25 protein-coding genes and 2 pseudogenes are annotated in these 26252 nt (G+C 65.4%); 16 read left to right on the plus strand and 11 right to left on the minus strand.

From position 1 onward, the window contains the following. Positions 1-3: 3 nt before the first annotated feature. Positions 4-888 (plus strand): LysR family transcriptional regulator, encoded by an 885-nt coding sequence (locus EV641_RS27015; RefSeq protein ID WP_132476267.1) that lies wholly within the window; start codon positions 4-6, stop codon positions 886-888. Here the strand turns inward: EV641_RS27015 and EV641_RS27020 are convergent. Further along, a pseudogene (locus EV641_RS27020) lies at positions 879-1728 on the minus strand (peptidase dimerization domain-containing protein). The gene EV641_RS27015 and the pseudogene EV641_RS27020 sit on opposite strands and share 10 nt — an antisense overlap. A gap of 122 nt (positions 1729-1850) precedes the next feature. On the opposite strand from EV641_RS27020, the gene EV641_RS27025 reads away from it, so the two are divergent. Together EV641_RS27025 and EV641_RS27030 are read left to right on the plus strand one after the other, a co-directional pair. Then, positions 1851-2966 (plus strand): class I SAM-dependent methyltransferase, encoded by a 1116-nt coding sequence (locus EV641_RS27025; RefSeq protein WP_132476270.1) that lies wholly within the window; start codon positions 1851-1853, stop codon positions 2964-2966. Between the two features lie 30 nt (positions 2967-2996). Then, the gene (locus tag EV641_RS27030; RefSeq protein ID WP_054714071.1) at positions 2997-3632 is read left to right on the plus strand and encodes a TRIC cation channel family protein; all 636 of its coding nucleotides are present in this window, start codon (positions 2997-2999) and stop codon (positions 3630-3632) included. Positions 3633-3669: 37 nt separating this feature from the next. Here the strand turns inward: EV641_RS27030 and EV641_RS27035 are convergent, their stop codons facing one another. Continuing rightward, positions 3670-4338 carry a GntR family transcriptional regulator gene (locus EV641_RS27035; protein ID WP_132476273.1) on the minus strand — a complete coding sequence of 223 codons (669 nt, stop codon included), beginning with the start codon at positions 4336-4338 and terminating at the stop codon, positions 3670-3672. Positions 4339-4534: 196 nt separating this feature from the next. On the opposite strand from EV641_RS27035, the gene EV641_RS27040 reads away from it, so the two are divergent. Then, positions 4535-6385 carry a 2-isopropylmalate synthase gene (locus tag EV641_RS27040; protein ID WP_132476276.1) on the plus strand — a complete coding sequence of 617 codons (1851 nt, stop codon included), beginning with the start codon at positions 4535-4537 and terminating at the stop codon, positions 6383-6385. Here the strand turns inward: EV641_RS27040 and EV641_RS27045 are convergent. The 3 genes from EV641_RS27045 to fabG all read right to left on the minus strand — a co-directional run bounded on the left by EV641_RS27045 (position 6334) and on the right by fabG (position 10142). After that, entirely contained in the window at positions 6334-7959 is a 1626-nt protein-coding gene (locus EV641_RS27045; protein ID WP_132476279.1) for an acyl-CoA synthetase, read from the minus strand. The two genes, EV641_RS27040 and EV641_RS27045, sit on opposite strands and share 52 nt — an antisense overlap. 198 nt (positions 7960-8157) lie before the next feature. Continuing rightward, on the minus strand, positions 8158-9369 hold the full coding sequence (locus EV641_RS27050) for an acetyl-CoA C-acetyltransferase (RefSeq protein WP_132476282.1): 1212 nt from the start codon (positions 9367-9369) through the stop codon (positions 8158-8160). A 32-nt stretch (positions 9370-9401) separates the two neighbouring features. Beyond that, a complete protein-coding gene (fabG, locus tag EV641_RS27055) occupies positions 9402-10142 on the minus strand; it encodes a 3-oxoacyl-ACP reductase FabG (protein ID WP_132476285.1) in 741 nt (246 codons plus the stop codon). Between the two features lie 167 nt (positions 10143-10309). On the opposite strand from fabG, the gene EV641_RS27060 reads away from it, so the two are divergent. Beyond that, a complete protein-coding gene (locus EV641_RS27060) occupies positions 10310-11491 on the plus strand; it encodes an acyl-CoA dehydrogenase family protein (RefSeq protein WP_132476288.1) in 1182 nt (393 codons plus the stop codon). Between the two features lie 145 nt (positions 11492-11636). Here the strand turns inward: EV641_RS27060 and EV641_RS27065 are convergent, their stop codons facing one another. From EV641_RS27065 to EV641_RS27080, 4 genes are all read right to left on the minus strand, one after another. After that, positions 11637-13292: an AMP-binding protein gene (locus tag EV641_RS27065; protein WP_132476291.1), complete on the minus strand. Its 1656-nt coding sequence runs from the start codon at positions 13290-13292 to the stop codon at positions 11637-11639. Between the two features lie 13 nt (positions 13293-13305). Continuing rightward, positions 13306-14070, minus strand: a complete 765-nt coding sequence (locus tag EV641_RS27070) for an SDR family NAD(P)-dependent oxidoreductase (protein ID WP_054718516.1) — start codon at positions 14068-14070, stop codon at positions 13306-13308. Positions 14071-14101: 31 nt separating this feature from the next. Beyond that, positions 14102-15235, minus strand: coding sequence for an acetyl-CoA C-acyltransferase (locus EV641_RS27075; RefSeq protein ID WP_054718512.1), 1134 nt, complete (start codon positions 15233-15235; stop codon positions 14102-14104). 165 nt (positions 15236-15400) lie between these two features. After that, positions 15401-16762 carry an MFS transporter gene (locus EV641_RS27080; protein WP_132476294.1) on the minus strand — a complete coding sequence of 454 codons (1362 nt, stop codon included), beginning with the start codon at positions 16760-16762 and terminating at the stop codon, positions 15401-15403. 309 nt (positions 16763-17071) lie between these two features. On the opposite strand from EV641_RS27080, the gene EV641_RS27085 reads away from it, so the two are divergent. The 3 genes from EV641_RS27085 to EV641_RS27095 are packed head-to-tail and all read left to right on the plus strand — an operon-like array spanning position 17072 to position 20701. Next, entirely contained in the window at positions 17072-18316 is a 1245-nt protein-coding gene (locus tag EV641_RS27085; RefSeq protein ID WP_132476319.1) for a CoA transferase, read from the plus strand. Beyond that, positions 18313-19506, plus strand: coding sequence for an acyl-CoA dehydrogenase family protein (locus tag EV641_RS27090; RefSeq protein WP_054718343.1), 1194 nt, complete (start codon positions 18313-18315; stop codon positions 19504-19506). The genes EV641_RS27085 and EV641_RS27090 overlap by 4 nt, the downstream gene beginning before the upstream one ends. A 37-nt stretch (positions 19507-19543) precedes the next feature. Continuing rightward, complete coding sequence (locus EV641_RS27095) at positions 19544-20701, plus strand: acyl-CoA dehydrogenase family protein (protein WP_054718339.1); 1158 nt, start codon at positions 19544-19546, stop codon at positions 20699-20701. A 75-nt stretch (positions 20702-20776) separates the two neighbouring features. Here the strand turns inward: EV641_RS27095 and EV641_RS27100 are convergent, their stop codons facing one another. Then, positions 20777-21394: a LysE family translocator gene (locus EV641_RS27100; RefSeq protein ID WP_132476322.1), complete on the minus strand. Its 618-nt coding sequence runs from the start codon at positions 21392-21394 to the stop codon at positions 20777-20779. Positions 21395-21516: 122 nt separating this feature from the next. On the opposite strand from EV641_RS27100, the gene EV641_RS27105 reads away from it, so the two are divergent. The 8 genes from EV641_RS27105 to EV641_RS27140 all read left to right on the plus strand — a co-directional run bounded on the left by EV641_RS27105 (position 21517) and on the right by EV641_RS27140 (position 26053). Further along, positions 21517-21969: an Lrp/AsnC family transcriptional regulator gene (locus EV641_RS27105; protein ID WP_054718592.1), complete on the plus strand. Its 453-nt coding sequence runs from the start codon at positions 21517-21519 to the stop codon at positions 21967-21969. A 69-nt stretch (positions 21970-22038) separates the two neighbouring features. Beyond that, on the plus strand, positions 22039-22659 hold the full coding sequence (locus tag EV641_RS27110; protein WP_132476324.1) for an AIM24 family protein: 621 nt from the start codon (positions 22039-22041) through the stop codon (positions 22657-22659). A gap of 10 nt (positions 22660-22669) precedes the next feature. Next, positions 22670-23371 carry an AIM24 family protein gene (locus EV641_RS27115; protein WP_132476327.1) on the plus strand — a complete coding sequence of 234 codons (702 nt, stop codon included), beginning with the start codon at positions 22670-22672 and terminating at the stop codon, positions 23369-23371. Further along, positions 23368-24123: an AIM24 family protein gene (locus EV641_RS27120; RefSeq protein WP_054718589.1), complete on the plus strand. Its 756-nt coding sequence runs from the start codon at positions 23368-23370 to the stop codon at positions 24121-24123. Before EV641_RS27115 ends, EV641_RS27120 begins: the two co-directional genes overlap by 4 nt. Before the next feature lie 138 nt (positions 24124-24261). Next, positions 24262-24459 (plus strand): (2Fe-2S)-binding protein, encoded by a 198-nt coding sequence (locus EV641_RS27125; protein WP_054718585.1) that lies wholly within the window; start codon positions 24262-24264, stop codon positions 24457-24459. A gap of 49 nt (positions 24460-24508) precedes the next feature. After that, entirely contained in the window at positions 24509-24985 is a 477-nt protein-coding gene (gene bfr, locus EV641_RS27130; RefSeq protein WP_054718582.1) for a bacterioferritin, read from the plus strand. Between the two features lie 141 nt (positions 24986-25126). Beyond that, entirely contained in the window at positions 25127-25513 is a 387-nt protein-coding gene (locus EV641_RS27135) for a VOC family protein (protein WP_054718595.1), read from the plus strand. A gap of 42 nt (positions 25514-25555) precedes the next feature. Further along, on the plus strand, positions 25556-26053 hold the full coding sequence (locus tag EV641_RS27140; protein ID WP_054718579.1) for a DUF1992 domain-containing protein: 498 nt from the start codon (positions 25556-25558) through the stop codon (positions 26051-26053). Positions 26054-26088: 35 nt separating this feature from the next. On the opposite strand, the pseudogene EV641_RS30015 reads toward EV641_RS27140, so the two are convergent. Further along, positions 26089-26252: pseudogene (locus tag EV641_RS30015) on the minus strand (succinyl-CoA--3-ketoacid-CoA transferase); the annotation flags it as partial.

A 26252-nucleotide genomic window follows, 5' to 3' on the forward strand; every position in this document is an offset into this window, starting at 1 on the left:
ACGATGGAATTCCGCCAGATCGAATACTTCCTCGCAGTCGTCGAGAACGACGGCATAAACGGCGCAGCCACCGCGCTCGGAGTCGCGCAACCGACCGTGTCACAGGCGCTGCGCAGCCTCGAACGCGAGTTGAGCGTGCAGCTGTTCCACCGCATCGGCCGCGGCATGGTGCTCACCGCCGCCGGACACAGCCTCATCGGACCGAGCCGCCAGATCCTGCGTGATGTCGCAGGGGTGGAGGAGCTACTGACCTCGCATTCCGCCGAGGTCACCGGCCGCCTCGACCTGATGGTGTTCCCCGCCCTCGCAACCGGCCCGATCATCGATCTGGTGGCCCGGTTCCGGCGCGCCCACCCCAAGGCGACTGTGCGTTTCGGCGATCTCCGCAGCGAGGGCGACTCCGCCTCGGTGATCCGCGACGGGCACTGCGAGTTCGTGGTCGCGCACCTACCGCTCGAGAACGGCCTCGGACTCGAGGTGATCGAACTCGGCGAGCAGGAATACTGGCTCGCCTATCCACCGGGAACCGAACTCCCGCCCGGGCCGGTAGAGCTGGCCTCACTGCCGTCGATTCCCATGGTGTTCGTGCCGCGCGGAGGCGGCATCCTGAGCGACGAGATCGACCGTGAGATGCGCAGGCAGGGCGCCGCGCCGCGCATCGCGGCGGTCACCGATCACCGGGAGGCACGGCCCCCGATGGTGCTGGCAGGAATCGGCGGGTCGCTGCTGGAGCGTTCGGTCGCGGAATCGGTCCGCGACATCGCCGTGGTGCGGCCGTGCGAGCCGACGTTCACCCGCACGGTCGCCCTTGCGTTCGACCCGATGACGCTGTCGAAGGCCGGGCGCGCATTCGTCGACCTCGTGAGGTCCTCGACCGATCAGCCCTGAGCGGACCGGTTCGCTCCGAGCCAGGCGAGCGCGGCGACGACGAGCGCTCCCACCCCGGTGTCGAGTGTGGGCTGCACGACCTGCGCGAACGCCGGTGAGTGGTTGCCCGGGATGTCCTGTGCGACACGGTCCGGCTGCACGGCGTTCTGATAGGTCGACGGGTCGATACCGCCGATGCCCCAGTAGGTATACGGCACGCCGAGCGCGTTCGGAATGTCGCTGAAGTCTTCATCCGAGGCCTGGCATTCGGCAGTGACGATCCTGCGGATCACTCGGAGCATCACTTCGCGGGTGCCCTCGTCGTAGGTGCGCAGGTTGAGTTGCAGCACCGCGCTGTCGGGGATCACGTTGCCCTTGCTGCCGGCGTGGACACTGCCCACGATGAGCACCGCCGATTCACCGGGCGCGGTCTCGCGCGACACGACGATTCGGAGGCGCACGATGATCATCGCGGCGAGCACCACGGGATCTACTGCGGCCTGCGGCATCGAACCGTGTGCTCCCCGGCCGTACACGGTGATGCTCATGCTGTCGGCGGCGGACAGGACCGCCCCGGACCTGGCGCCCACGTGGCCGGCCGGTGCCGGAAGGACGTGCGCGCAGCAGGACCGTGGGACCGTCCCCATTGCGGAGCACCCCGACCACACCGGTGCCACCGATGCCGTCGCGCACCTCGTATCCGATGTCGCGGAGCCGGTCGGCCACCTTCCTCGCGGTCTCGTGTTCCTGATGCGACAGTTCCGGGTGCGCATGCAGGTCGCGGTAGAAGTCCTCCAGGCCCTCACGCAGACCGGACAGTTTCTCGAGTACGTCGATGGCTACGTCGGACGAAGCGCTCATTCCCGAACGGTAGCGCGGCTCGGCACGAAAGATGATTCGAACGGCGAACGACCGGTGACACCGGCCCCGTCGAGAGTCACGATGGTAGACACCATCCGTTCTTTTCTTCCTCCTCTTCGGAGATGACCGCCATGTCCACATCCACTCCCGAACAACCTTCGCTTTCCGTCGCCGAAACGGATTCGGTCGACGCCTATGCCCAGCGCATCGTCGACGCCGCCCTCGGCGCGATCGACGTGTTCGCCATCTATCTCGGCGACCGACTCGGCTGGTACCGCAGTCTTGCGTCGGACGGCCCGGCCACCGCCGACGAACTCGCCGCCCGCACCGGGACCCACCCGCGGTATGCACGCGAGTGGCTCGAACAGCAGGCCGTGACCGGACTGCTCTCCGTCGACCACGACGAACCCCCGCACTTCACACTGTCGCCCGCCGGAGCGGAAGTACTCACCGACGAGCGCAGCCTGGCGTATCTGACTCCGCTGCCGCGCCTCCTGACCAGCGGCGCCGTGCAGATGCCGGCCCTGCTCGAGGCGTATCGCACGGGCGGTGGCGTCGGCTGGGCGCGCTACGGCAGCGACGCGCGCGAGTCGCAGTCCGACGTGAACCGCCCGTGGTTCGAGCTGGCATTGCCGGGTGCGCTGCAGTCTGTACCCGAGGTCGACGAACTGCTCCGCGCCCCGGGAGCTGCGATCGCCGACATCGGTTGCGGTGGTGGATGGTCCACCATCGCCTTGGCCCGAGCCTATCCGAACGCCACACTGCACGGCTTCGATATCGACACCGCCAGCGTCGAACTCGCTCGCTCGAACGTGTCGTCGGAACCGGAAGTGGCACAGCGGATCACGATCACCCAAGCCGACGCATCCGGACTGCCCGAGTCGGCTTTCCGAGCCGTGTTCGCATTCGAGTGCATTCATGACATGCCGCGACCGGTGCAGGTGCTCGCGGCAGCACGTCGCGCGCTCGTGCCGGGCGGCGCGGTGATCGTGATGGACGAGGCCGTCGGGGAGGAGTTCACCGCGCCGGGCAACGACGTCGAGCGACTCATGTACGGATACAGTCTGACGGTGTGCCTCCCCGACGGGATGAGTCATCAACCGAGTGTGGGGACGGGCACCGTCATGCGTCCCGCCACTCTTCGGAAGTACGCGCAGGAGGCCGGCTTCGCCCGGATGGACATCCTCCCGATCGAGGATTTCAGCTTCTTCCGGTTCTACCGGCTGTCGGATGGGTGATCCACGTCAGCGTCCGGTAGACAGTCCACTATGCCCACCGAATCGACGCTGCTGCTCGTTCTCGATCTGACCGGCACCTTCGTCTTCGCGCTCAACGGCGCGTTGACCGCCGTCCGCGCGGCACGGCTCGACATCGTCGGTGTGGTGGCACTCGGCATGTTCACCGCGCTCGGGGGCGGCGTGATCCGCGACGTCCTCCTCGACGCCCTGCCGCCGGCCACCTTCCTGGACTGGCGATATCTCGCGGTGGCGGCAGCAGGTGGGTTGATTGCGTTCGCCCTGAGTCGGGTACTGGACCGCCTCGCATTCCCCATCACGGTCCTCGATGCCATCGGCCTGAGTGTCTTCGCAGTGCTCGGCGCTTCCAAGGCCCTGGCTCTGGATTTCGGCATTCTGCAGGCAATCCTCGTCGGCACGATCACCGCAGTGGGCGGCGGCACCATCCGTGATGTCATGGTGCGACGAATTCCCACCGTTTTGACCAGCGAACTCTATGCCATTCCGGCTTTGATCGGCGCGGCAGGATTCGCTGCCGCCTACGCATGGGGTTTTGCCGGGACGGCCGCCCTTCTCAGCGCGGCCGCAGTGTGTTTCGTGATCCGGATGATCGGTGTCGGCTTCGCCCTGAATGCACCGAAGCCGCCCGGGCAACAACTCGATTCCTAGGGAAGTGGCCGACCGAGACCTTGTTCCCTCCGCGTCCTCAGAGAAGTAGTTCCTTGAGTGAATTCAGGTGGGCGCGTGTGAGAGAGGCTGCAGTCAGGGCATCACGCGAGTCGATCGCGTTGTAGATGCGTTCGTGTGTGGCGTGGTCGGCGTCGTCTCCATGAGTGCCTCGGAGACGGAGCATGTCGACCATCGCCTGACGGCTGCGCGGCGCGAAGTGAGTGAACAGTTCGAGCAGGATCGCGCTGTGCGCTGCGAGCAGGATGCCGCGATGAAAAGCGAAGTCGGTGTGGACGTGCTCTTCTATGTCCACTCGATGCTTCGCGCGGTCGACCAATGCCCGGCGCAGGTTCTCGAGTTCCGAGGGCGTGCGGCGTTCGGCCGCCAGAGCGGAAGCCTCGACCTCGACCGCGATGCGAGCCTCGATGACGGCGACGATGTCGGCGCGATGCAGCACTGCATCCCAGTTCTCCGGAATATCGAGGGCGGTGACGAACACCCCTGCCCCTTGACGCGAAGCGAGCACCCCTTGACCGGCGAGTTGCCGGATCGCCTCGCGCACGGTCGAGCGGCCGACTCCGAGCTGAGGGGCGAGCGTGGTCTCCCCGGGCAACTTGTCTCCCACGTTCCACTCGCCGCCTCTGATTCGCGACAACAGCAGGTCAGCAGCCTGTTCGGCGAGTGACTCACGACGGACGAGTGACATGTCGCCATTCTCCCATGCCGGGCTCGACACCCTTCAGCTCCTCAGCTTGTCTGAGGAGTTGTGATAGTGTCGCCGCATGCTCATCCTCGGATTCCTTCTTCTTCGCCGCCACGGCGGGGTGTAGCCCGACCGGCTCCCGTCGTGGAGCCCGAACGCGCCGGTCGACACTTCACGACCCGCAGAAGGAACCACTAACATGACCGCCTTCCCCAGCATCAACACTCCCGCCGGACGGGTACCCGCCGATGCTCCGTCCTGGAATCGGCAGACGCACTCACAGATGCCCTCACACCGTTACCGTGATGTGTACTCACGTGTGGAAGTTCCACTCACAGAGCGCGACTGGCCGTCCAAGCGCTTGACCACAACCCCGCTGTGGGTACCGGTCGATCTGCGCGACGGAAATCAGGCGCTGGCCGAGCCGATGGATCCCGCCCGCAAGCGCCGTTTGTTCGAGCTGATGGTCGCTATGGGTTACAAGGAGATCGAGGTCGGCTATCCGTCGGCCTCGCAGACCGACTACGACTTCGTCCGCCTCATCGCCGAGACCGACATCGCACCCGACGACGTCACGATCGTCGTGTTCACTCCGGCCCGCCGCGACCTCATCGAGCGCACTGTCGAGTCGGTCCGAGGCGTCCGCAATGACGTTGTCATCCACATGTACACCGCGACCGCACCGACGTGGCGTGATGTCGTACTCGGGCACGACCGCACGGCGCTCACCGAATTGATCACGTCCGGAGGCCGGGATGTGCTCGAATTCGCCGGCGACCTCGCGAATGTGCGTTTCGAGTTCTCACCCGAGGTTTTCAACCTCACCGAGCCCGACTTCGCCCTCGAGGTCTGCGATGCGATGACGAAGCTGTGGGATGCTTCGCCGCAGCGTCCGGTCATCCTCAACCTGCCGGCGACCGTCGAGATCGCAACGCCGAACGTGTATGCCGATCAGATCGAATACATGCACAAGAACCTCGATCGTCGCGACGCGGTGATCCTGTCCGTGCACCCGCACAACGACCGCGGTACCGGGGTCGCGTGTGCCGAACTCGCCGTCCTGGCCGGAGCACAGCGCGTCGAAGGCTGCATTTTCGGCAACGGGGAGCGCACGGGCAATGTCGATATCGCCACCCTCGCTCTGAACCTGCATGCGCAGGGCGTCGATCCGATGATCGACTTCTCCGACATCGACGAGATCCGCCGCACCGTCGAGCACGCCAACCGTATCGAGATCCATCCCAGACATCCGTATGTCGGCGACCTCGTGCACACCGCCTTCAGTGGCACTCACCAAGACGCGATCAAGAAGGGTTTCGCCGAGCACCATGCCCGCGCTGCCGCCGAGGGCCGTCGAGCCAGCGAGACCGAGTGGGTCGTGCCGTACCTGCCCATCGATCCCGCCGACCTCGGCCGCAGCTACGATGCCGTCATCCGGGTGAACTCGCAGTCCGGTAAGGGCGGCATCGCCTACCTGCTGGAAACCGAGTACGGCATCGAACTGCCCCGGCGTCTGCAGATCGACTTCGCCCGCCACGTGCAGAAGCACACCGACGCCACCGGCAGCGAGGTCACCGCATCACAACTGTGGGACATCTTCGCGGCCGAGTACATCTTCACACCGGGTGACAAGCCCGCCATCGAACTGACGGGCTTCGATACCACCGAGGAGACCACGACTCTCACACTGCGCGTGGACAACTCCGAGCACTCCAGCTCGCATCACGGCGTCGGCCCGGTGGAGGCCGTCACCGAAGCACTCGCTCGTGTCGGGATCTCGCTGGACGTCCTCGCCCTGCATCAGACCAGCATCGGCTCCGGCAGCGGCGCTCCGGCGCCGTCAGCGCTCGAGGACAGCGACGCGCTCACCCTGATCGAGTACCGCAGGGGCACAGTCACGCGGTGGGCCGCCGGCAAGAGCCGATCCGTACTGACCGCCACCCTCGAGTCCCTTATCGGCGCCGCGAACACCGACCCGAGTGCAGCACCCACAGGTGATCAGACCTCGGTGGTGACCGACTCCGTCAGTACCGATTTGGCCCACCGGTAATCGGCCTTGCCTGCGGGGGAGCGGACGATCTGCGGCATCACGACGACGTGCCGGGGGACCTTGTACCCGGCGATGACGGTCCGGCAGTGTTCGGCGAGCTCCTCCTGCGTCGGCTCGTGCGCACCCTCACGTAGCTGCACGACCACCGAGACCGTCTCGCCCAGACTGGGATCAGGTACGCCGGTGACGAGTGCGTCCTCCACCGCGGGATGACCTTTGACGGCCTCCTCGACCTCTTCGGCGTAGATCTTCTCGCCACCACTGTTGATGCAGGCCGAGCCGCGGCCGAGCACGATGATCGAGCCGTCCGCCTCGACCGTGGCGAGGTCGCCGAGCAGCGACATTCGTGTGCCGTCCACGACGGGGAAGGTGGCGGCGGTCTTCTCGGGGTCGTTGTAGTAGCCCACCGGTACGTGACCGACCCGCGCGAGGTAGCCGATGGCGTCCGATCCCGGTTCGATCGTCGAATAGTCGGTGTCGACGACACGCACCTTCGGGGATGCGGGCAGTCTCTGCTTACCGTCCTCGCCGGGGGTGAGGGCGCCGTTGGCTCCCGATTCGGACGAGCCGAAGGAGTTGAGCAGCATGACATTGGGGAGCAGTTCCTTCAGGCGGTCGCGCACGCTGACCGACCACAGCGCACCTCCCGAACCGATGACGATCAGCGAGCTGAGGTCGAACTCGTCGCGACGCTCGGCGAGGACGTCCGCGATGGGACGGCTGATCGCATCTCCGACGACCATGAGCACGGCGGCCTTGTGCTCGTCGATCTGACGCAGCGCCTCCGCCGGTTCGAAGTTCCACATGATCACCTGGGGGAAGCCCATGAACAGGCCCATGAACACCGCGTACATGGCAGCGCCGTGCATGAGCGGAGCGGTGACGACATACGTCAACGGATGTTCGTTGGCGGCGGCCGCGGCAGCGAGCGATTCGGGGCTGTCGTGCGGGTCGCCGTACGCGTTGCCTCCGCCGAGCGCGGCGAAGTAGAAGTCCTCGTGCCGCCACATCACGCCCTTGGGCATGCCGGTGGTGCCGCCCGTGTAGAGGATGTACAGGTCGTCGTCGCTGCGCGGAGCGAAGTCGCGCTCATCCGAGGCGTCCGCGACGGCGTCGTCGTACCGCACGACGGTGACCTCGGCGAGCGCTGCTGCGTCCTCGAGCGCCGGCGTGGGAGCATCTCCGACGACCACGATGTGCCGCAGGTGCGGACAGTCGGGCAGAACCTCGGCGACGACGTCGGTCAGGTCCGCGTCCACCACGAGCGCGACGAGTTCGGCGTTGTTGTAGAGGTAGTCGAGTTCGGCGCCCACATATCGGAAGTTGATATTGATCGGGACGGCCCGGATCTTCATGGTGCCGAGCATCGTGTCGAGGTATTCGAGACTGTTGCGCATGTGCAGTCCGACATGGTCGCCGGGTTCGACCCCCGCTGCGGCGAGGTGATGACCGATCCGGTTGGCGGCGGCATCGTATTGCGCGTAGGTATGCGAGCGGTCGCCGCAGACGATCGCCGTGCGATCGGGAATCGCGTCGACCACCGCTTCGGTGAGGTCGGCCAGATTCAGAGACATGGTGCTGTTCCTTCCGATCGGTCGTGCAACGGCGCCGTTCACATCACTGCCCGAAATGTGCCGTACGCCACTCTGGGCAAAAGTAGAACACATATCAGTTCCGGCATCAATGGATGCGTCCGACCAGCGGAAACCAGCAACGGTCGGCCGGCAGATGCCGGCCGACCGTTGTCGGTGGAATTCGGAGGTATGGCCGAATCAGGACACGCGTTCGAAGATCGCCGCGAGGCCCTGGCCGCCGCCGATGCACATGGTCTCGAGGGCGTAGCGGCCCTCACGCCGATGCAACTCGCGGGCGAGTGTCGCGAGCATGCGCCCACCGGTCGCGCCGACCGGATGACCGAGCGAGATGCCGGAGCCGTGGATGTTGGTGCGCTCGAAGTCTGCGGAACCGAACTTCCACTCGCGGGTCACGGCCAGCGCCTGCGCCGCGAACGCCTCGTTGAGTTCGATGACGTCGACATCGGCAAGCGTGATTCCTGCCTTGGCGAGTGCGATCTCGGTCGCGGGCACGGGGCCGATGCCCATGATCTTGGGCGCAACACCGGCCACACCCCACGACACGATGCGCACGAGCGGGGTCAGGCCGAGCTCCGCAGCCTTCTCCGGGGTCGTGACGATCGCCATCGACGCGGCATCGTTCTGCCCACTGGCGTTGCCGGCCGTCACGGTGGCGTCGGGATCCTGCTTGCCCATGATCGGCCGCAGCGACGAGAGAGTCTCGACGGTGGTGTCGGCACGGGGACGTTCGTCGGTGTCGATGATCTGGTCGCCCTTACGCGAGGGCACGGTCACCGGGATGATCTCCTCGGCGAGGATGCCGGCCTGCTGAGCGGCCACCGCGCGGCGGTGCGACTCCGCGGCAAGCTCATCCTGCTCCTGACGGCTGATGCCGTACTCGGCGCGCAGGTTCTCGGCGGTCTCGATCATGCCGCCGGGGACCGGGTAGTACTTGCCGCCCGCGGTCGAGCGCGCCCGGACCAGGCCGTCGTGCATCTGCACACCGGTGCGTGCACCGCCCCAGCGGATGTCCGTCGAGTAGAACGCTGCGTTGCTCATCGACTCGGTACCACCGGCCACCACGAGTTCGTTGTCGCCGTTGCCGACCTGCAGCGCAGCCTGGATGACGGCCTGCAGACCGGAGCCGCAGCGACGGTCGATGTGCATGCCGGGCACGGTGACCGGAAGACCGGCGTCGAGAGCGACGACACGACCGATGGCCGGGGCTTCACTGTTGCCGTTGCAATGACCGAGGATGACGTCGCCGACCTCGTCGGGCGACACACCAGTCCGCTCGAGCAGACCCTTCAGTGCCGTGACACCGAGATCGACAGCGGTGAGGGATGTGAACATTCCGCCGTAGCGACCGATGGGGGTACGGACGGGCTCGCAGATGACTACTTCGCGCATGATGACCTTTCGAGGTGTGGGTGACGGGACCGTCACATGAAACGGCCGCCGGTGACCTCGAGGACGGTGCCGGTCATGTAGGACGACATGTCGGATGCGAGGAACAGCGCCACCGAAGCGATTTCGTCGACCTCGCCCGGACGACCCATCGGGATCTCCGCCATCTTCTGGTCCCACGCTTTCTGCGGCATGGCCTCGGTCATCGCCGAGCGGATCAGGCCGGGCTGAATGGCGTTGACGCGCACACCGTGGTGAGCCATTTCCTTCGCGGCGGCCTTGGTGAGACCGACGATGCCCGCCTTCGCGGCGGAATAGTTGGTCTGGCCCACCATGCCGACCTTGCCGGACAGCGACGAGATGTTGACGATCGCGCCGCGCTTGGCGTCACGCATGATCGCGGCCGCCTTGCGGGTGCCGTGCCAGGTTCCCTTGAGGTGCACATCGATGACGAGATCGAAGTCTTCCTCGGTCATGGTGCGCATCGTCGCGTCGCGCGTGATGCCGGCGTTGTTGACCACGACATCGAGGGAACCGAAGCCGTCGACCGCTTCGGCGAGGAGAGTGTCCCAGTCGCCGGATTCGACGACGTTCGCCTTCACCGCACGGGCCACGTCACGACCGCCGAGCTTGTCCGCTGCTGCGGTGGCGGCGTCGAGATCGAGGTCGCCGATGACGACGCGAGCGCCGGCGTCGACGAAGTTCTGGGCGATCGCGAAGCCGATACCCTGGGCGCCACCTGTGATCACGGCGGTACGGTTCTCCAACAGCGACATCTGAAATCCTTTCGAGGGGACCTGAGTTGTCCCCGAAACGGGTCGATGCCTTCGAATATATCCACGCGACCTCACGAAATACCCTTCGGAATCCATCGAGACTGCCTATATGGGAATGGCGCCATTCGTATTGGACACGGCCCGAGGCGGCCTCGAAAGTGGTAGTCATGACACTTGCGACTCCGACCCCCGAGGTCGACGAAGACGACTTCCGCGAGATCCTCGCCCAGACCCGCGCGTTCGTGCGCAACGTCGTGGTCCCCCGCGAGCAGGAGATCGCCGACACCAACGCGATTCCCGACGATATCCGTCAAGCCGCCAAGGACATGGGCCTGTTCGGCTACGCCATCCCGCAGGCGTGGGGCGGTCTCGGCCTCAACCTCCAGCAGGACGCTGAACTCGCCATGGAACTCGGCTACACCACCCTGGCCTTGCGGTCGATGTTCGGCACCAACAACGGCATCGCCGGCCAGGTCCTGGTCAACTTCGGCACCGACGAGCAGAAGCAGCAGTGGCTCGAGGGCATCGCCTCCGGCGACGTCGTCGCGTCGTTCGCGCTCACCGAGCCCGGTGCCGGCTCCAACCCGTCGGGTCTGCGCACCAAGGCCGTCCGCGACGGCGACGACTGGATCATCACCGGCGAGAAACGCTTCATCACCAACGCGCCCCTCGCGAACCTGTTCGTCGTGTTCGCCCGCACCCGTCCGGCCGACGAGAACGGCACCGGTATCGCGGTGTTCCTCGTCCCCGCCGACACCGACGGTGTTCAGGTCGCGAACAAGGACGCCAAGATGGGCCAGGAAGGCGCCTGGACCGCAGACGTGCACTTGGGCGACGTGCGCGTGTCGAATTCGGCGCTCGTGGGCGGTAGCGAGGACGTCGGCTACAAGGCCGCGATGGTTTCCCTGGCCCGCGGCCGCGTGCACATCGCCGCGCTGTCGGTCGGCCAGGCGCAACGCGCGCTCGACGAGTCCGTCGAATACGCCGCCACCGCCACGCAGGGCGGCAACCCGATCGGCAACTTCCAGCTCGTGCAGGCGATGATCGCCGACCAGCAGACCGGTGTCATGGCCGGCCGCGCACTGGTGCGCGACGCCGCACGGGCGTGGGTGGAGGAGACCGACCGCCGCATCGCCCCATCGGTCGCAAAGTTGTACTGCACCGAAATGGTCGGCAAGGTCGCCGATCTCGCGGTGCAGATCCACGGCGGCACCGGCTACATGCGCGAGGTGCCCGTCGAGCGCATCTACCGCGACGTGCGTCTGCTGCGCCTGTACGAGGGCACCAGCGAGATCCAGCGCCTGATCATCGGCGGCGGACTCGTCAAGCAGGCCCAGCGCTCGTCGTAACCGCTTCGCGCAAAGGCAGCCACATCCCGTCGACGGGGTGTGGCTGCCTCTTTCGTGCGCGGACTCCATCCGTGAAACACCAACCGCCCGTGCGTAGATCCGGTATGGGTCTACCGAAACCGCGCACGGGCGGCGGCTCGCTGCGCTATGCCAGCTGGGAGCGCAGATCCGTCTTGAGGATCTTGCCCGCCGCTGAGGTCGGCAGCGCATCCAGAACGACGACGTCCCGGATCTTCTTGTACGGCAACACGCGTTCTGCGACGTAGGCCATGAGTTCGTCCTCGTCGACGTCGGCACCCGCGACAGGCACGACGAACGCCACGGGCTCCTGACCGGTCGCACCGACATCCCGGCCGACCACCGCAGCGGTCGACACGGACGGATGTGTCACGAGGATCTCCTCGAGCTCACGCGGATACACGTTGTAGCCCTTGTAGATCAGCATGTCCTTCGCGCGATCGGCGATGAACAGGTAGCCGTCGTCGTCGCGGTAGGCGATGTCGCCGGTCGCGAGCCAGCCGTCCACGTACTGCTCCGCCGTAATCTCCGGGTGCCCGAGATAGCCGTCGGTGACCTGCGGTCCGCGGACCCACAGTTCGCCGCGCTCGTTCGGACCCACCGTCCCCGTTGCGTCGCCTTGCGGCCGGATCTCGACCTCGGTGTCGAACACAGGAAGGCCGACGCTACCGATCCGATAGTCGAGGCCACGGGCCAACGGCATCGCGGTGACGACGCAGGTGCCCTCGGTCAGGCCGTAACCCTCGGCGACAGTCGCGTTGGGGAACGCGCGTCCGAGCGCCTCGAGCGTGACGTGATCGATCGGGGCGGCACCCGACGACACCACCCGCACCGTAGACAGGTCCCGGGTCGCAACGTCCGGGTGTGTAGCCAACGAGTGCCACATCGCCGGACTTCCGGTGATGTAGCTGGCCTCGTGACGCTCGATCAGTTCGAGCATCCGCGCCGGATCGAATCGTCCCGCGAGCACTTGCGTGAGGCCGCACGCGAGCAGGAACGACGTGTTGATCAGCGCGTGCGCGTGGAACAACGGGGATACCACGATCGTCGAACCCTCCGCCGGGGTGACACCCGCGATATCGAGTCCGTCGATCTTCTCGAGCGAGACCAGACCGTTCTTCGCCACGGTCTGGTGTCCGGCGCGCCACCCGCACATCTGCGTCACGTTGCCGACGACGTTGCGATGTAAAACCCGCACGCCCTTCGAAACCCCGGTCGTACCACCGGTGTACGCGATGTGCGCGACGTCGTCGCCGCTCACCTGCGCGGGCTCGAACTCGGTGGAGTGGCGCGCGAGCAGCTCGGCGAACTGCACCGCGCCGGCCCCGGCCGGCTCTACGGGCTCGTCGGACACGACCGCGATGAGCCTGACGGTCGTACTCTCCGACGCACCCAGCAGTGTGTCCAGCTGCGCGGGCGCCGTGACGGCCGCGACAGCCCCCGTCTCCTCGATCTGGCGTCGCAGACCCGGCCCGGGCTGAAGCGGATTCACGAGGGTCAACGTGGCACCGGCACGCAACGCACCGTAGTAGGCGATGTGAAAATCGGCGCAGTTGCCCAGATGCATGAGCACGACATCGTGCGCGACGACACCGGCAGCACTCAACGCGTTCGCGAACTGAGCCGAACACTCGTCGAGCTCGCGGTACGTGAGGACACGATCACCGTCGACGACAGCAGCGCGGTCGCCGTACATGGCGGCCAGGCTCGGCGCCCACACCGCCATCGACGTCTGTGGGTACGACAACGTGGTGTCGGCCCACTCGAGTTGAGCAGTAGTCATCGTCGGACCCCGGTTACCGCGGTGCCATGCGGATGGCACCGTCGAGTCGGATGGTCTCGCCGTTGAGGTAACCGTTCTCGAGGATGTTCGTGGCCAGACGCCCGAACTCGTCGGGACGACCCATCCGCGACGGGTTCGGCACGGTGGCCTCGAGCGACGCACGCACGTCATCGCGCAGGCGCGCGAGCAACGGCGTGTCCATGATGCCGGGGGCGATGGTGTTGACGCGGATACCCTTGCTCGCAAGATCACGGGCGGCGACGATCGTCATGCCGACGATGCCTGCCTTGGACGCCGAGTAATTGATCTGGCCGATCTGACCTTCGTACGCCGCTGCGGACGCCGTCATCACGATTGCTCCGCGCTCGTCGTCGATCGGCTCGAGCTGAGCGATGCGCTCGGCGCCGAGTCGCAGCGCATTGAACGACCCGATCAGGTTGAGGCGGATCACGAACTCGAAATCTTCGAGCGAGCCTGCCTTGCCTTCCTTGTCGAGGATCCGCATCTTGCGGCCGGCGCCGGCGCAGTGCACGACCCCGCGCAGACCGCCGCGCTCGTGTGCGACGTCGAGGGCAGCAGCGAACTGCTCGGCGTCGGTGACGTCCGCACCGGCAAACGTCGCGCCGTCACCGAGATCCTTGGCGACGTCCGCACCATTGGACGACGGCAGGTCGATGAGGGTGACGTTGCCACCCGCGGCAAGCACACGCTGGGCGGTGGCGAGTCCGAGACCGGAGGCACCACCGGTAACGGCGACGGAAAGACCCTTGAGTTCCATGATTTCAATCCTTGATGTGAGAAGACCGGTATCAGAGCAGTTCGAGAATGGTGGCGTTCGCCATGCCGCCGGCCTCGCACATCGACTGCAGGCCGTAGCGGATGCCGTTGTCGCGCATGTGATGCACGAGTCGGGTCATGAGGATCGCGCCGGAGCCACCGAGCGGGTGGCCGACACCGATCGCACCGCCGAGCGGGTTGAGCCGATCGAGCTTCGCGCCGGTCTCGGCGAGCCATGCGAGCGGCACGGGCGCGAACGCTTCGTTGATCTCGAAGGCCCCGATGTCGTCGATGGACAGGCCTGACTTCGCGAGGGCCTTCTCGGTAGCGGCAATCGGGCCCGTGAGCATCACGACCGGGTCATCGGCGGCCACGACCGCGGTGTGGATACGCGCGAGGGGGGTCCATCCCTGCGCCGCCGCGTACTCGCTGGTGGTAATCAGGAGAGCACCAGCACCGTCGGAGATCTGCGAGGAGTTGCCGGCGTGGATCACGCCATCCTCCTTGAACACGGTCTTGAGCTTGCCGAGCGACGCGAGGCTGCCGCCGCGGCGGATGCCCTCGTCGGTGCTCAGACCCGCGATCGGAGCAATCTGCTTTTCGAACGCACCGGCATCGGTCGCGGCCGCGGAGAGTTCGTGGGAGCGGAGCGAGAATTCGTCGAGTTGGGTGCGGGAAAAGCCCCACTTCTCGGCGATCATCTCGGCGCCGATTCCCTGGCTGAACCCGGAGACGCCGAACCGCTCGAGCACCTCGGGCGGGTAGTTCTCGCCGGGGTTCTTCACGGCACTCCCCATCGGAACGAGTGACATCGACTCGACACCACCGGCAACGACGACGTCGGCCTGGTCGGCGATCACGGATCCGGCGGCGAACGACACGGCCTGCTGGCTCGATCCACAGGCGCGGTTGATGGTGGTGGCGGGCACCGTCTCGGGCCATCCGGCGGCAAACACTGCGCTACGTGAGACGATTCCGGCCTGCGCCCCGACCTGGCTCACACAACCCCACTGGACGTCGTCGACCGATGCGGGATCGACGCCGGTGCGCTCGGCGAGTGCGCTGAGCACGTGAGCCGACAGGTTGACGGGGTGAACTTCGGACAAGGCACCGTTGCGGCGTCCGATAGGAGAACGGACGGCATCGACGATCACGGCATCGCGCATGTGGATCGGTCCTTTTTGTGGTAGCGAACAAAACGGTCTGGTCTGTAACTCGGTGGAGCGGCCCCGGCAAGTGCGACCGGCCGGGTTGTGGTCCTCGCGTCGAGGAGACCACGCGCCCGGCCGGTGAGGGAAAGTCTTTCGGCGGAAGCTTCCCTTAGGCGGAAGCTATGCCGACTTCGCGAGTACCTCGCCGCGGATGATCTTGCGGTCGCGTTCGGGGTTGGCGAACACCAGCACGAGCACCGCGGCGAGCGCGCCGAGGACACCGATGATCTGGAACGAGGTCGCGTAACCCTCGGCTGCGGTGGCAGCGCTGTCGACGATGAGGCCGGTGCCGTACGGGGCGACGAGGCCACCGATTGCCATGAGTGCAAGGAACACGCCCATCGTGCCTGCGGTCTGCTGCGGCGGGCACAGCTCGGAGATCGCGGCGTTGATCAGTGGGAAGGCGATGGCACCGAAACCGTAGCCGATCGAGACGACCGCCACCGCGACGGCCGGGGTACCGATCGACGGGAGGAAAACCAGGATGGCGCCGCAGATGAGGACGCCGACGGCGGGAACGATGATGCGGACCACGCGAGAGGTGTAGCCGCGACCACGCAGGCGGTCGGTGACGGTGCCCGACGAGATCATCAGCACGAGTCCGACGATCGAGGGAAGTGCGAACATCGAGCCTGCCTGCAGAGCGCTGTAGCCGAGACCCAGTTCGAAGTACGAGGGCAGCCAGGTAAGGACCACGGTGGTGAGTGCATACACAACGATGATCATGAAGGCGCAGCTCGCGAAGGTGCGGGTGAAGAAGATCTTGCGCCACGGCACGGACGGCTCCGTCGGCGCGGACCCCACCGCGGTATCGGCACCCTTGACTGCTTTGGACGTGAACGGACCTTCCTTGAAACCGGGAATCCAGCACACCATCCACACCAGGCCGAGGACCGACAGCGCAACGATGGCCATACGCCACCCATATTGAACGGTGATGAAAGTCAGGACCGGAGCGAGCGCGATCTTGGCGACCGAGGCAGAGCCGGCGAGGAATGCGCCGGGCAGGCCACGCTTGGCCGGCGGGTGCCACGAGTACGCGGCGGTGTGCATGAGCGCCGAGCTCGGGCCTTCACCCAGGCCGAGCAACATGCGGCACACGACGAGGACCACGAAGCCCCCGGTGACGACGAGCGGCAGCATCACGACCGACCAGACCAGGCCGAGCGCGAGCAGTGCCCACTTGAGGGTCAACTTCTTCTCGAGCGGTCCGGCGAGGAAGCCGCCGACAGTGAAGGTCACGAAGAACAGCGAGCCGACGAGGCCGATCTGCGAGGAAGTCAGCCCGAACTCTCGAGCGAGCGGTTGAGCGATGATGCCGAGCACTGCCTTGTCGGCGTAGTTCACGACATACAGGAAGATGACCAACCCGGTCATACCCCAGGCACGGCCGGCAGTCACCTTGAACGGCAGTGTGGATTCGGATGGCTCGGGGCCATCGTGGGTACGGGCCGTACCATTCACGATCTCACCTGTGGTCACGTGGAGTCCCTTCAAGACTCGGAGGAAACCGACGCGGGCTGCACTGGCCTCGCGATCGGCGTGGAGCATCACGCCTGACGTTGGACTTCATTCAACGTGACGGAGCTCACCGAACACAAAGAGTTCTGCCCGATCCGAACGATCATCAGAACCTATGACCCATCACAACCGGGGCGGGATATTGATCTGCGCTAACCGATCGATAGCCGATCGGTGCTGGTCCACCCCAGAAACCTGTTGCATGCTGACTGGGAACCGATTCGGGTCACGCGTGCCCGAACACACGTGACGGACGAGGACAGAGAAACCATGAACTCCACCGCCTCCACAGACGAGCTCCCCTCGTCCACCGCACCCCTTGCGGGCGTGCGCGTGGTCGAAGTGTCGAGCTTCGTCGCCGCACCCCTGTGCGGCATGACCCTGGCGCACCTCGGTGCCGACGTCATCCGCGTAGACCCGATCGGCGGAGCCGCCGATTACAACCGGTGGCCCCTGACCGAGGACGACGAGTCCATCTACTGGGCCGGCCTGAACAAGGGCAAACGTTCGTTCGCAGCGAACTTCCGTGACCCCCAGGCACACAAGATCATTCGAGATCTCATCATCGACGCAGGTGTGCTCGTCACCAATGCGGCCGGACGCGACTGGCTCGACTACGACGAGCTCGCCGCCATCCGGCCCGATCTGATCCACGTCCAGGTCCTCGGACGCGCCGACGGCACCGGCGCTGTCGACTACACTGTCAACGCCGCCACCGGGTTCCCCCAGGTGACCGGGCCCGAGAACCTCGACACCCCCGTCAACCACGTGCTCCCCGCATGGGACGTCTCCTGCGGTCTCTACGCGGCACTGTCGGTCGCGTCGGCGGTCTACCGACGCGAAATCACCGGCGCCGGAACCAAGATCGTGCTGCCGCTCGAGGACGTTGCGTTCGCGACCGCAGGCAACCTCGGCTACCTCGCCGAAGCGCAGCTCGGCCTTCCCGGACGCGGCCGCTTCGGCAATGCCGTCTACGGCACCTACGGCTCCGACTTCACCACCTCGGACGGCGCCCGCATCATGATCGTCGCCCTGACCCCGCGACACTTCCGCGACCTGACCGAGCTCACCGGCACCACCTCGGCCGCAGCTGCGCTCGAGGCCGCGCTCGGCGTCGACTTCCGCGACGAAGGTGTCCGTTTCGAACACCGCGAGGTCCTGGGCGGGCTGTTCGCCAAATGGTTCCGTGAGCACACCGCCGCCGAGGCAGAGGCCGCGCTCGACGGCACCTCGATCCTGCACGAGCGCTACCGCACGTTCGCCGAACTCGCTGCCGACCCACGCGTGACGAACAACCCGATGTTCCAGAAGATCGACCAGCCGCGCATCGGCACGCATCTCGCACCGAGCACACCGATGTCGTTCGACGGTGAACACCCGCCCGTGCGCACCGCCCCCGCCAACGGTGACGACACCGCCGGTGTGCTCGCCGAACATCTCGGCCTCACCGACGACGAGATCGATGCACTCGCCGCCGCCGGCTCTGTCCGCACCCAGCAGAAGGATCCCGCATGACCCGCCTCGCCCAGACCATCGGCCTGACCGAGTTCCAGACCGAGATCCTCGACAACGTACGACGTTTCGTCGACCGCGAGATCATCCCGAACGCACAGGAACTCGAACATTCCGACACTTACCCGCAGGCGATCGTCGATCAGATGCGCGAGATGGGCCTGTTCGGTCTGATGATCCCCGACGAGTACGGCGGACTCGGCGAGTCGCTACTCACCTACGCCCTGTGCGTCGAGGAACTCGCGCGTGGCTGGATGAGCGTTTCCGGCGTCATCAACACGCACTTCATCGTCGCGTACATGATCCGCCAGCACGGAACCGCAGCACAGAAGCAGCATTTCCTGCCGCGCATGGCGACCGGCGAGGTGCGCGGCGCGTTCTCGATGTCCGAGCCCGAACTCGGCTCCGACGTCGCCGCGATCCGCACCAAGGCCAAGCGCGACGCCGACGGCAACTATGTCATCAACGGCCAGAAGATGTGGCTGACCAACGGCGGAAGCTCCACCCTCATCGCCGCACTCGTGCGCACCGAGGAAGGTGCCGACAAGCCGCACCAGAACCTCACGACGTTCCTCGTCGAGAAGCCCGCCGGATTCGGCGAGGTGGCCCCCGGATTGACCATCCCCGGCAAGATCGACAAGATGGGCTACAAAGGCATCGACACGACCGAACTGGTCTTCGACGACTACAAGGCCTCGGCCGACACCGTCCTCGGCGGTGCTCCCGGTCGTGGCTTCTTCCAGATGATGGACGGCGTCGAGGTCGGGCGCGTCAACGTCTCCGCCCGCGCGTGCGGTGTCGCTATCCGCGCATTCGAGCTCGCAGCCCGGTATGCACAGCAGCGCACCACGTTCGGCAATCCGATCGCGCAGCATCAGGCGATCGCGTTCTCCCTCGCCGAGATGGCGACCAAGGTCGAGGCCGCGCACCTGATGATGGTCAACGCTGCACGCCTGAAGGATTCGGGCGAGCGCAACGACGTCGCCGCCGGCATGGCGAAGTACCTGACGAGCGAATACTGCTCCGAGGTGACGCAGGCCAGCTTCCGCATCCATGGCGGCTACGGCTATTCCAAGGAATACGAGATCGAGCGGCTCATGCGTGAGGCGCCGTTCCTGCTCATCGGTGAGGGCACCAGCGAGATCCAGAAGACGATCATCAGCAAGGGCATCCTCCGCGAGTACGCGCTGTAATCCTGCTGCCCTGCCACATCAATCGGAAGGAAAAACCGTGCAGCGTACGGTGTTCAACGAGGATCACGAAGCATTCCGCGATACGGTTCGGACCTTCATCGCGAAGGAAGTCGTCCCGGTCTACGAGGAATGGGAAGAAGAGGGACATCCTCCGCGCGATTTCTACCGCCGCATGGGCGAACTCGGATTCCTCGGTATCCAGGTCCCCGAGGAGTACGGCGGAGGCGGCGAAAGCTCGCTGAAGTTCAACGTGATCCTCGCGGAAGAGGCATCGGCCGCGGGTGTGTCGTTCGGTTCGTCGTCGGTGCACTCGAACCTGATCCTGCCGTACATCATGCAGAACGCCACCGACGAGCAGAAGCAGCGGTGGCTCCCCGGATTCGCCTCGGGCGACCTGATGTTCGCAATCGCGATGACCGAGCCCGGCACCGGTTCCGACCTCGCGAACATCGCAACCAGCGCGAAGCTGTCGGAAGACGGCAGCCACTACGTACTCAACGGATCGAAGACGTTCATCACCGGTGGCGCACTCGCCGACCGTGTGCTCGTCGTCGCCCGCACGACTCCGTACGACCCGGACAACCGTCGCGGTGGCCTTTCGATTCTCGTGGTGGACGCCTCGAGCGAGGGCTACTCCGTGGGCCGCAAGCTGAAGAAGATCGGCCTCAAGACATCCGACACGGCAGAGCTGTCGTTCGACGACGTCAAGGTTCCGGTCGCCGATCTGCTCGGCGAAGAGGGTAAGGCTTTCTCGTACCTCACGCAGAACCTTGCCCAGGAGCGATTGACGATTGCGTTCGGTGCAGCCGCCACCGCGTCGGCGGCGATCGCGCACGCCATCGCATACACCAAGGACCGCAAGGTGTTCGGCAAGCCTGTCTCGTCGTTCCAGAACTCCAAGTTCGTCCTCGCGGAGTGCTCTGCGGAGCTTCAGGCTCTGCAGATCATGGTCGACAACGCGATCGAACTCAACGATCGTGACGAACTGACCGTGCCGGACGCCGCACGCGCAAAGCTGTTCGCGACGGAGACCGCCGGACGCATCATCGACAAGTGCCTGCAGCTGCACGGAGGCTACGGCTACATCACCGAGTACCCGATCGCGCGTCTGTACGCCGACACCCGCGTCACCCGCATCTACGGTGGCACGAGCGAGGTCATGAAGACGATCATCGCGAAGGATCTCGGCCTCTGAGCTGATCGAGCTACGACACCGGAATCGCGGATCATGTTACCTTGCAAGCAATATGATCCGCGCTTCTCGTTTGCACTATCGGAGAACCTGGTCGATCACCAGCACTGTTCCGAGCGCAATCATCACCGCACCCGACACGCGGCTCACGATCTCGGCCGCTCTCGGGCGGGCGCGGAGCACGCGCTTCGCACCCGCGCCGACACCCAGATACACCACAGCGCAGGTGATCACGTGCACCACACCGAGCATCACGATCTGCGCGGCGAACGGCCACGGGCCTGCCGGATCTGCGAACTGCGGCAGCAGCGCCAGGAGCAACAGAAACACCTTCGGGTTGAGGCCGCTGACCCCCACGCCCTTGACGGTCTGCCGAGCCCACGAGTGGGTGCCGCCCGGTCCGCCTTCCTGCGGAGCCGACGGGCTCGTGAGCATCCCCATGCCGAGCCACATCAAGTACGCGGCGCCGACGGTCGACAGCACCGCGAGCGACACCGGCGACTGTGCGAGCACAGCCGCGACGCCGGCCGCGACGACCGCGGTCATCGCGAGGTGTCCGAGCAGCATTCCGCTGACAGCAGGCACGACACTCCGATAGCGCAGTCCCGCAGTGATCGCGTAGGCCCAGTCCGCCCCCGGCGTCAGCACGAACAGTATCGACACCATCCAGAACGCAGCAACGACACCGACAGCCATGCTCACCTCATCTCTGTGAATTGAACGGGACGACCAGCCCCAAAGAAAGATTAGGAACCTTTGCCTGGAATGTGTTTGCAAGTACTTCCTCGATGAGGGTCATTTGAGGGAAGATCTTCGTCATGGACGCCATTGACAGGGAAATTCTTGCCGAGCTACAGAAAGACGGCCGACTCACCATCACCGAGCTCGCCGACCGCGTGCGTCTGAGCATCTCGCCCTGCCACCGCCGATTGCGCGCATTGGAACGCGACGGAGCAATCAGCGGCTACCACGCACAGCTCGACGCGAATGCCCTCGGCCTCACCTTCGAATCGCTGGTGTTCGTGACGATGCACACCGCGGAACGCATCACTCTCGACGCATTCGAGACAGCCGTTGCCACGATTCCCAACGTGATTCAAGCGCAACGCTTGTTCGGCGACCCGGATTACCTCCTGCGCGTACTCACCCGCGATCTGTCGGCCTACCAGGCGCTCTACGACGAACAGCTCTCTGCACTCCCCGGTGTCCAGCGACTGAGCTCGACGCTCGTCATGAAACGTGTCGTGGAAAATCGGCCCCTGCCTCTGTGAACGGTTCCGTCGCCGAGCGGTAGGGGACCCGAAAGGACACGGTCATCGTGTGCCGCTACTCTTCGCGCCATGCGACTGCTCGAGAAATCGAAACGAGTGATCGAAGCCCAACTGAACAACTCCACGATCCGCGCTCTGTCGGGTTCGATGGTGGCGTACGAAGGGCAGATCACCTTCAAATCTGCGGGGTTCGGCGGCGGCGACGGTGTGCTCGCGGGTTTGCGCCAGCGCGCGGCCGGCGAAGGCCTGTCGCTCATGGAGTGCACGGGCACCGGCGCGGTGTACCTCGCGCACCGAGCGCAGAACACCACAGTGCTCGAGCTGAACAACGAGACGTTGCAGGTCGAGTCCGAACAACTGCTTGCGCTGAACGGGAACCTCAGCACCAACGTCACGTTCGCCGGGGTACGCGGCGGAATGAGCGGGCAGGGTCTGTTCACGACCACGGTGTCGGGATCCGGTCAGGTGGCGCTGCTCTCGTCGGGTGGCCCGCTCATCCATCTCGAGGTGTCGCCGCAATACCCGCTCGTCGTCGACCCCGACGCGTTCGTGTGTGCGAAAGGGATGCTGACGCAATCCTTCGTGACCGATGTGTCGTGGCGGTCGGCGATCGGCCGGGGCAGCGGCGAGGCCTTCTCCCTCAGGTGGGACGGCAACGGCGTCGTGTCCATTCAGCCGGCGGAACGGTAAGGGGCGGGCCATGGATTTCACGAAGATCAACAGCAAGGTCGTGCGGGTCGACCTGATGCAGTCGGGACCCATCATCGCGCGGCGCGGCGCGATGCTCTTCTATACCGGCGACGTGCAGTTCGCTCCGCACGGCACACCGGGCGGGGTCGGCGGAAGCCCCGGACTCGGCGGCCTTGCCGGGATGGCCGGCCGAATGATGCAGGGCGAGCACGAGGCGACGATGATTGCCCAGGGCAAGGGCACCGTGCACTACGGCTTCAAGGGCCTCGAGACGCACATCGTCGACATGGCGGCCGGAGGGGATCTCCGAGTGGAGGCATCGCGGCTGCTCGCCCATACCGCCGGCCTGCAGAGCTCGGTGGTCTCGGCGAACGCATCACCGTCCGGAGGAGGTGGCGGTGGACTGATGGGAGCGTTGCGTGGCGCCGCGACCGGCGTGGTCACCGGCCAGGGCATGTTCACCACCCAGTTGTCCGGTTACGGTGCGGCAGTGCTGCTCGCCCACGGCGGGGTCCTCGAGTTACAGGTGGGTGGGCCGGCGCCTGTGGTCGTCGACCCGCAGGCGTTCGTCGCGTCCTACGGCCCGGTGCGTACCGAACTGAAATCCTCGACGAGCTGGCGCAACGTCGGCCGGACCGGGGGCGAGTCGATGCAACTCGAGTGCACCGGGCAGGGCATCGTCTACGTGCAGGCATCGGAGGAGAAGCTGTGAGCACCATCCTGAACCCATCGCACCTGGTGGGCAGCGACAACGTTCCCGGTAACAACTACGCGTTCAGCATCGACCTGCAGTCGCCCTGGTTCCTGTCGAAGGGCGCGATGATCGCGTACTACGGACAGATGCAGTTCAACGCGCTCACGCACGATCTGAGCGGGCAGATATTGCATATGGTGGCGCGGCAGTTCTCGGCCCCGATGTATCTGGGCGATTATGTGGTGGCAAGTGGCCACGGGAAGCTGATTCTCGGCGACCGCGGGTACGACATCAATTCGTACGACCTCGACGACGGCAACCTCACGATCCGCCAGGCGAGCCTGCTCGCGTTCGAACCGGGACTGTCGTTGAATCAGTCGATCGTGCCCGGGTTCCTCACGCTGATCGGCACCGGCAAGTTCCTGGCGTCCTCGAACGGACCGGTGATGTTCGCCGAGCCGCCGCTACGTGTGGATCCTGAAGCTCTCGTCGGCTGGGCCGACTGCCCTTCGCCCAGCCACCACTACGACGAATCGTGGATCACCAGCCATCTGGCGGCGGGCGCGCGACGATTCGGTGTGCAGTCGGGGGAGGAGCGCCAGTTCGATTTCACCGGCGCCGGCACAGTACTTATCCAGTCGAGCGAGAAGGTCATCCACGATGCGTCGATCGTGCGCACCATCGAGGGTCACATTCCCGGCTTGTCGTCGAGTGGCCTACAGCGGATCAACCAGGTGGTGTCACAACAGATGCAACAGCAACAGCATTAACAGCCCTGGGTGAACACTGGGCATAGCACGGAGCAACCATTCCGAAATTGTGACTACAGTCACACACTAGGGTAGCCTAACCAGATGTAAGGTTTGGACAACCTAAGAAAGTGTCGTCGGCAACAGGAATGGTGGCTCATGATCGTCTGCAGTTGCCACGCACTCACGCATCACCACATCGAAGCGGAGGTCGCAGCCGGCGCGCGCTGCACCCGCGAAGTGAGTGCAGCCTGCCGAGCAGGCACCGATTGCGGCAATTGCGTCCGCAACATCTCGGCGATCATCCGGCACGCCCGCGCTCAGAGTGAGATCATCGAACTCGAGACCGCCGTGTAGCCAGCCCCTACCCGGCGGTGAAACCCGATGGTTCACCCCGGGAGGTGCCATGAAGGGCGACAAGAAGGTAATCGAACTACTCAACGAGCAGCTCACAGCCGAGCTCACTGCGATCAACCAGTATTTTCTGCACTCGAAGATGCAGGAAGATCGCGGATGGACGAAACTCGCCTCGCACACGCGCGCCGAGTCGTTCGACGAGATGCGGCATGCCGAGAAGCTCACCGACAGGATCCTGTACCTCGACGGACTCCCCAACTATCAGCGGCTCGGGTCGCTGAGACTGGGTCAGACCGTCAAGGAGATGCTCGAATCGGATCTGATCGTCGAGGTCGAGGCACGTGATCGGCTCCGCAAGGGATCCGAGTACATGCGTTCGGTCAGCGACATCACGTCGGCGAACATCTTCGAGGCGATCCTTGCCGACGAAGAAGAACACATCGACTATCTGGAAACCCAGCTCGACCTGCTGGAGCAGCTCGGTGAGCCGCTCTACCTGGCCAAGCACGTGACGCCGGAGGAGTGACGGCGTAGCAGCAAGAACATGTGAGGGCGGCCCCATCGGGGTCGTCCTCGCATGCGTCTGCGATGAGTTCCGGCCGATCCGACGGTCGGTACCTGGTGGATGGCACGGCACCCTGCCGGGCCCCGTCCGGAAGGAGACCTCATGGCCGCCCCCTCCCTCGGCAGCATGCTTCTGTCGAGCACGGATCCCGAGCGCCTTCGCGACTGGTATGTGAACGCATTCTCGGTGAAGTCCGAGCGCACACCCGGCGAACCCGCATACGACGTCCTCGATTTCGACGGCTTCTACGTCATGCTCGACCGTCGCGCCGATATCGGTGCACTCAATCCCGAACCCGGACGTCTGATCATCAACCTCGAAGTGACCGGTGCGCGAGACATCGTTGCCCGCCTCGACGAACTCGGCACGAAGTGGCACTCGCCGCTCGAAGATCGCGACGGCAGCTTGTTCGCGACCGCGATCGACCCCGACGGCAACTACGTGCAACTCGTCGAGCTCAGCGACGAGGCCAAAGCTGCGATGGCCTGAGGTCGATCGCGTCTGACTGTAGGCGATGGCATCCTGGAGGACGTGACCGAGCGCAAGCGTCCGGACGTGAGTTTCGAGACGTGGATCGAGCGACAGATCCGCGTCGCGCAGGAACGTGGCGACTTCGACAACCTTCCCGGCGCCGGCAAGCCCATCCCGAACCACGGCAACGACGAGATGTGGTGGATCAAGACCTATCTCGAGCGCGAGGGTTTGTCGGGGGAGGCGTTGCTGCCGCCGGAACTGCAGTTGCGCAAGGAGATCGAACGGCTGCCCGAGTCGGTGCGGACGATTCCGACGGAGAAGGACGTGCGGCAGGTCGTCGCCGATCTGAACCGCCGTGTCGCCGCGTGCCTGCTCTCACCGGACCGGCTGCCCATTCCACTGCACAAGGTCGACGTCGAAGACGTGCTCGAAACCTGGCGGATCGAGCGAGAGCGGCGGCGCGCGCAGGCAAAGGACGCACTGGCCACGCCCCCGGCGCAGCAACAAACCCGTAAGCGCAGCAAGACTGCCCGTGCGTGGTCTTGGTGGCGGTAGCCACAAAACCGCATCACGGGCAGCGTCAGCTGCACCTATGCCAGGGAGGCTCCGGTGGCCGCTCGGACCTGCTCCTCGGTCACGCCCGGCGCGCACTCACGCAGGGCCAGACCATCGTCGGTGACATCGATGACAGCAAGATTCGTGACGATCCGCTGCACCACACCCTCACCCGTCAACGGAAGCGAACACTTCTCCA

It is taken from the genome of Rhodococcus sp. SMB37, from assembly GCF_004345605.1.
Classification (GTDB): Bacteria; Actinomycetota; Actinomycetes; order Mycobacteriales; family Mycobacteriaceae; genus Rhodococcus.

Bases quoted from the DNA above. Each gene is read 5' to 3' on its own strand.
- EV641_RS27030 (WP_054714071.1), top strand. From the start codon at position 2,997: ATGCCCACCGAATCGACGCTGCTGCTCGTTCTCGATCTGACCGGCACC.
- EV641_RS27105 (WP_054718592.1), top strand. From the start codon at position 21,517: ATGGACGCCATTGACAGGGAAATTCTTGCCGAGCTACAGAAAGACGGC.
- EV641_RS27110 (WP_132476324.1), top strand. From the start codon at position 22,039: ATGCGACTGCTCGAGAAATCGAAACGAGTGATCGAAGCCCAACTGAAC.
- EV641_RS27050 (WP_132476282.1), bottom strand. From the start codon at position 9,369: ATGCGCGAAGTAGTCATCTGCGAGCCCGTCCGTACCCCCATCGGTCGC.
- EV641_RS27035 (WP_132476273.1), bottom strand. From the start codon at position 4,338: ATGTCACTCGTCCGTCGTGAGTCACTCGCCGAACAGGCTGCTGACCTG.
- EV641_RS27065 (WP_132476291.1), bottom strand. From the start codon at position 13,292: ATGACTACTGCTCAACTCGAGTGGGCCGACACCACGTTGTCGTACCCA.
- EV641_RS27060 (WP_132476288.1), top strand. From the start codon at position 10,310: ATGACACTTGCGACTCCGACCCCCGAGGTCGACGAAGACGACTTCCGC.
- EV641_RS27090 (WP_054718343.1), top strand. From the start codon at position 18,313: ATGACCCGCCTCGCCCAGACCATCGGCCTGACCGAGTTCCAGACCGAG.
- EV641_RS27070 (WP_054718516.1), bottom strand. From the start codon at position 14,070: ATGGAACTCAAGGGTCTTTCCGTCGCCGTTACCGGTGGTGCCTCCGGT.
- EV641_RS27025 (WP_132476270.1), top strand. From the start codon at position 1,851: ATGACCGCCATGTCCACATCCACTCCCGAACAACCTTCGCTTTCCGTC.
- bfr (WP_054718582.1), top strand. From the start codon at position 24,509: ATGAAGGGCGACAAGAAGGTAATCGAACTACTCAACGAGCAGCTCACA.
- EV641_RS27135 (WP_054718595.1), top strand. From the start codon at position 25,127: ATGGCCGCCCCCTCCCTCGGCAGCATGCTTCTGTCGAGCACGGATCCC.
- EV641_RS27100 (WP_132476322.1), bottom strand. From the start codon at position 21,394: ATGGCTGTCGGTGTCGTTGCTGCGTTCTGGATGGTGTCGATACTGTTC.
- EV641_RS27125 (WP_054718585.1), top strand. From the start codon at position 24,262: ATGATCGTCTGCAGTTGCCACGCACTCACGCATCACCACATCGAAGCG.
- EV641_RS27115 (WP_132476327.1), top strand. From the start codon at position 22,670: ATGGATTTCACGAAGATCAACAGCAAGGTCGTGCGGGTCGACCTGATG.
- EV641_RS27085 (WP_132476319.1), top strand. From the start codon at position 17,072: ATGAACTCCACCGCCTCCACAGACGAGCTCCCCTCGTCCACCGCACCC.
- EV641_RS27040 (WP_132476276.1), top strand. From the start codon at position 4,535: ATGACCGCCTTCCCCAGCATCAACACTCCCGCCGGACGGGTACCCGCC.
- EV641_RS27015 (WP_132476267.1), top strand. From the start codon at position 4: ATGGAATTCCGCCAGATCGAATACTTCCTCGCAGTCGTCGAGAACGAC.
- fabG (WP_132476285.1), bottom strand. From the start codon at position 10,142: ATGTCGCTGTTGGAGAACCGTACCGCCGTGATCACAGGTGGCGCCCAG.
- EV641_RS27075 (WP_054718512.1), bottom strand. From the start codon at position 15,235: ATGCGCGATGCCGTGATCGTCGATGCCGTCCGTTCTCCTATCGGACGC.
- EV641_RS27045 (WP_132476279.1), bottom strand. From the start codon at position 7,959: ATGTCTCTGAATCTGGCCGACCTCACCGAAGCGGTGGTCGACGCGATT.